Origin of the sequence: Clostridium sp. LS (assembly GCF_002760435.1) — a bacterium.
Lineage (GTDB): Bacteria > Bacillota > Clostridia > Clostridiales > Clostridiaceae > Clostridium.
In genome coordinates this window covers 1-4525 of record NZ_AUUU01000109.1, presented here as the reverse complement: position 1 = coordinate 4525, position 4525 = coordinate 1, and the positions used below count along the sequence as shown (strand labels likewise).

Annotated in this window: 3 protein-coding genes and 1 pseudogene; 3 read left to right on the top strand and 1 reads right to left on the bottom strand. The window is 30.0% G+C overall.

Annotated features, from left to right (window positions below; translation table 11 throughout):
- Both COL3_RS21440 and COL3_RS21435 read left to right on the top strand, forming a co-directional pair.
- Positions 1–237, top strand: a pseudogene (locus COL3_RS21440) (hypothetical protein); the annotation flags it as partial.
- Between the two features lie 259 nt (positions 238–496).
- On the top strand, positions 497–2323 hold the full coding sequence (locus tag COL3_RS21435) for a sulfite exporter TauE/SafE family protein (RefSeq protein ID WP_099716717.1): 1827 nt from the start codon (positions 497–499) through the stop codon (positions 2321–2323).
- A 112-nt stretch (positions 2324–2435) separates the two neighbouring features.
- Here COL3_RS21435 and COL3_RS21430 read toward each other — a convergent pair whose 3' ends face one another.
- Entirely contained in the window at positions 2436–3920 is a 1485-nt protein-coding gene (locus COL3_RS21430; protein WP_008427037.1) for a multicopper oxidase domain-containing protein, read from the bottom strand.
- A gap of 326 nt (positions 3921–4246) precedes the next feature.
- Between COL3_RS21430 and COL3_RS21425 the strand changes: the two genes are divergently transcribed.
- Complete coding sequence (locus tag COL3_RS21425; RefSeq protein ID WP_099716716.1) at positions 4247–4483, top strand: heavy-metal-associated domain-containing protein; 237 nt, start codon at positions 4247–4249, stop codon at positions 4481–4483.
- Positions 4484–4525: the final 42 nt, after the last annotated feature.

Genomic DNA, 4525 nt, shown 5'->3' with positions numbered 1-4525 from the left:
GTTCAAAAAGATATTCCTGTTAAGTTAATATTTGAAGGAAATCAGCTTAATTCGTGTAATAATGGAGTGGTATTACCATCTTTTGATATAAAGAAAGATTTAAAGAAAGGAGAAAATATAATAGAATTTACACCAAAGGATGAAAATATAGACTTTAGTTGCTGGATGGGAATGATAAAAGGTGTAATTAAAGTTTCAGATAATCTTGATTCTATAAATGAACATAAAAAACTTTAATGAGAAATTTAGAGGTTAAATAGAACGAGTTGCTTGTTTAGATTACAAAATCATTTAAACAAGTAACTCTTTTAATATTCATTATGTATTTAGTCTTTAATAGTTTTGTTTTAAAGATATTTAGATTTTATGTGTTTTTTTATTGAATGCTCATAAAATCTTCATAACTTTTTCTTATAATTAATTAATATATGTAAAAATCAGTTATGATTAAAATTTATTATTAGAATAAATTACATTAATTTAAGTGGAGGACAATATGAGCATTAAAAGAGAGATTATTAAAGTGTATGACATGACATGTACGTCTTGTGAAAACAGAGTAGAAAAAGCATTAAAGAAGGTTGACGGAGTTGTAAATGCAATGGCTAGCTATAGTGCACAGCAGGTTACTATTGAATACGATAGTAAACTTTGTACTAGGGAACAATTAAAGGAGGTTATTAATAAAGCAGGGTACAGTACGAACAGTTCAAATGGTATTAAATTTGCAGGCTTTTTGGTTATAGTTGCTGCCGTATTACTCCTTGGTAATTCAACATCAGGATTTGATATGAGTGCTAAATTAAACAATGCATCTTATGTGGTGTTATTTGTTGTTGGTATGCTTACATCTATACATTGTGTTGGAATGTGTGGTGGAATAATGCTTACACAAAGTTTATCTAGCAACAGTATTGTAAATGAAAAGCAAAATAAATTTAAAACTTTAATGCCTTCAATTTTATATAATATGGGAAGAGTAACTTCATATACAATTATTGGTGGTATTGTAGGAGCTTTAGGTTCTGTACTATCGTTATCCCTAAATGTAAAAGCTGGACTTCAAATAACTTCAGGTTTATTCATGATAATGATGGGCTTAAATATGACCGGATTCTCTTTATTTAGAAAGTTTAATATTAAATTGCCATGGTCCTCATGCAAATTAAAGAAGAAGCCAAAGACTCCTTTTTTAGTTGGATTTCTAAATGGATTAATGCCTTGTGGTCCATTACAAACAATGCAGCTTTATGCGCTAGGTACAGGAAGTGCTGCAGCTGGAGCTTTATCAATGTTTTTGTTCTCCTTAGGAACAGTTCCTTTAATGCTAGTATTTGGAGCAATATCAGGTTTTTTAAGTAAAGGTTATACGAAACAACTTCTAAAATTTAGTGGGATTTTAGTAATAATACTTGGAATAATAATGGGGAATAGAGGCCTTGCCCTTGCAGGTGTTGGAGTTCCGGGGGTTAATACATTAACACAAAGTATTTCAGGAAATGGAGCTCAGGCATCGCAAGCCAATATAGGTAAAGCAACTATTGAAAATGGAGTTCAAGTAATTAAGATGACTGCAGATAATAATGGCTATACTCCTAATGCTTTTTATGTACAAAAAGGTATACCTGTTAAGTGGATTATTACAGGAAGTCAAATAAATTCATGTAATAATGCAGTAGTAGTTCCATCACTTAATATACAAAAAACTTTGAAGTCTGGCGAAAATACAATAGAATTTACACCGAAGGATGGAGACATAAATTTCAGCTGCTGGATGGGAATGATAAGAGGAGTAATTAAAGTTACAGATAATCTTGATTCTGTAGATACATCTAAGGCAGATTCATCAATTCCAGCTCCAAGTAGTGGAATGAGCTGTTGTACAGGTGGGGCTGGGGCAGCAAGTTCTGCACCACAGACTCCAAGTATATATGGTAATGATTTAAGTAAAGTTCCTACTGATAGATTAGTTAAAAAAGCAAATATTTCAGGAAATACACAAAGTCTAAGTATAAAGGGAACTGGCTACGAGTTCGAACCTCTTGTTGTAGTATTAGAGAAAGGAATACAAACTAACCTAGCAATTGATCTTAATTCATTTGACAAGGCTGATGGAAATTTTACTGTAGTAAATGCAGATACTGGTGATCAAATAAGTTCTTTTACTGGAAAAAAAGGCATTACTAATGTTGGATTTAAGATAGACAAAAGTGGAACATATCTTATTATTAAAGATAATGTAGCAGCGATAGCAATTGAAGTTACAGATTCATTAAAAACTGTGAACTTAGAAGATGTTCGTAAAAAACTAATTAATGGATAAAGTATCGATTTACCTTATTCCTTTGTTTAAACAAGAATGTTTATAATAAATAACTTATTTAGAAAAAAAGTTGCGGTTTTAGAATTTATTAAATTTAAACCGCAACTTTCTATTATTCTACTTCAAATTGCCCCATCATTCCAGCATCTTCATGCTCTAGAATGTGGCAGTGATACATAAATAAACCCTTTTGATTAAATTTTATTAGTATTTTTACATCTTCATCAGGATTAACTAATACAGTATCCTTTAAGCCTCTCTCATTTTCAGGTGGTTCTAGGCCATTTCTAGATAACACTTGGAACTGAACTCCATGAACATGGAATGGGTGGCTCATTCCTCCCATCATATCCTTTGGGTTTGTGATTTCCCATATTTCAGTATCATTAAGATTAACTTTTAAATCTATTCTATTCATATCCATCTGCTTTCCATTAATTGATACCATGTTTCCCATACCTTGAAGATTAAATTTTCTTACTGTTTTTGCAGAAGATTGAGATAGTTGCGTTATCTTAGTTAAAGAATCAGGTATTTCTGTAGTATCTATTCCATCATCTTTCACATTAAACTTTAATACATTAAAATCTCCACCTGTTAGGGATAAAGTTGTTCCCTTATCATATTTTGAAAAATCTATTACTATTTCAGCCCTTTCGCCAGGTCCTAATTCTAATTTATTCATCTCTACCGGCTTTTCTAAAAAACCTCCATCTGATGAGATTTGTTCAAACTTATCACCATTACTTAGTGCAAATGAGTATATACGTGCATTAGAGCCGTTAACAAGCCTAAATCTCATCTTCACTCTTTTAACATCTAAATATGGGTTAATTGCGCCATTAACTAGTATTGTATTTCCTAAAGCACCATCCGTCATTTTTGAATTATCATAAGAAAGATTACCGCTGTTATCAAAATAACGATCTTGTACAATTAATGGAATATCATTCACTCCATACTCCTTAGGAATATTTAAACTTTTGGACACTTCATCTTCTACATAAAGTAATCCTGCTAACCCCTTATATACTTGTTCACTGGTTTTACCATCTATGTGTGGATGAAACCATAAGGTTGAAGCGGGTTGATTAACACTAAAATTTATATCTGCTTTACTTCCAGAGGCTATAGGTTGATGTGGTCCGCCATCAACATTTCCATCAACATTTAAACCATGCCAATGAATTGTCGTGTCTTCTTTTAAATTATTGTTTAAATGAATGTTGACATCATCTCCTTTGTTTACACGAATTACTGGTCCAAGAAAATTACCATTATAACCATAAGTTTCTGAAGCCTTTTCATTCATAAAAGTAGTAGTTCCTTGATCAACATTTAAAGTAAAATCGTCTACTTTAGAATTTGGATTTTCATTCTCTAAAAGCTTAGGAATAGGAAGGCTATTTTCAATGTTTTGTTTATTTGAATTATTATTTGATTGCATAGGATCTACTGCATGTGTATTATTTCCCATCATAGAACTGCTCATATTTGAATTTTTTTCAGTGTTTTTTACAACGACCATATATGCAGCTAAGCTAACTGCTACAATAGCGACTAATGTATAGATCAATTTTAATTTTCTCTTAATCATATATATACCTCCTATAATTCTTTGATAATAATTATTATATAATATTATTTTTTATTATATAATTTAATTATGAAGAAAATATGAAGAAAGCTAGACAAATAAATATAAAATTGTATTTCCGTAAGTTTTTGTTATTGGTTTATTTACTAGTAATTCAAGGTATTTAATTTATGTAATTATATATGGATAAGACTAACAACAACTTCTATAATATATCTTTATTAAATGTCCATACTATGACTTAAAAATTATTTTTTATTCTGCAATTATCTTCATCAAATCTTCATATTTTTTATTTAAAATGTATACATAAGGAGGGAGTAATATTGAAAAGTTATAATTTAAGTTTTAAACAGAAAAATATGCTCTGTCATAGGTGCTTAATGACTGTAGTGAAAACTCTAAGTTCAGTTGAAGGTCTGGAAGAAATTCATGTTGATTTAGAATCAAAAAAAATAAAAATAACTTATAAAGATGAAAATATATCAAAAGATGAGATTAAAGATATTGTAAATAGATCAATTTTAAGTGGGAAAGTGGTTAAGCTTGAACATTCACTATAATGAAAATATGAGGAGGAATTTATTATGAATTGTCATGGAAAT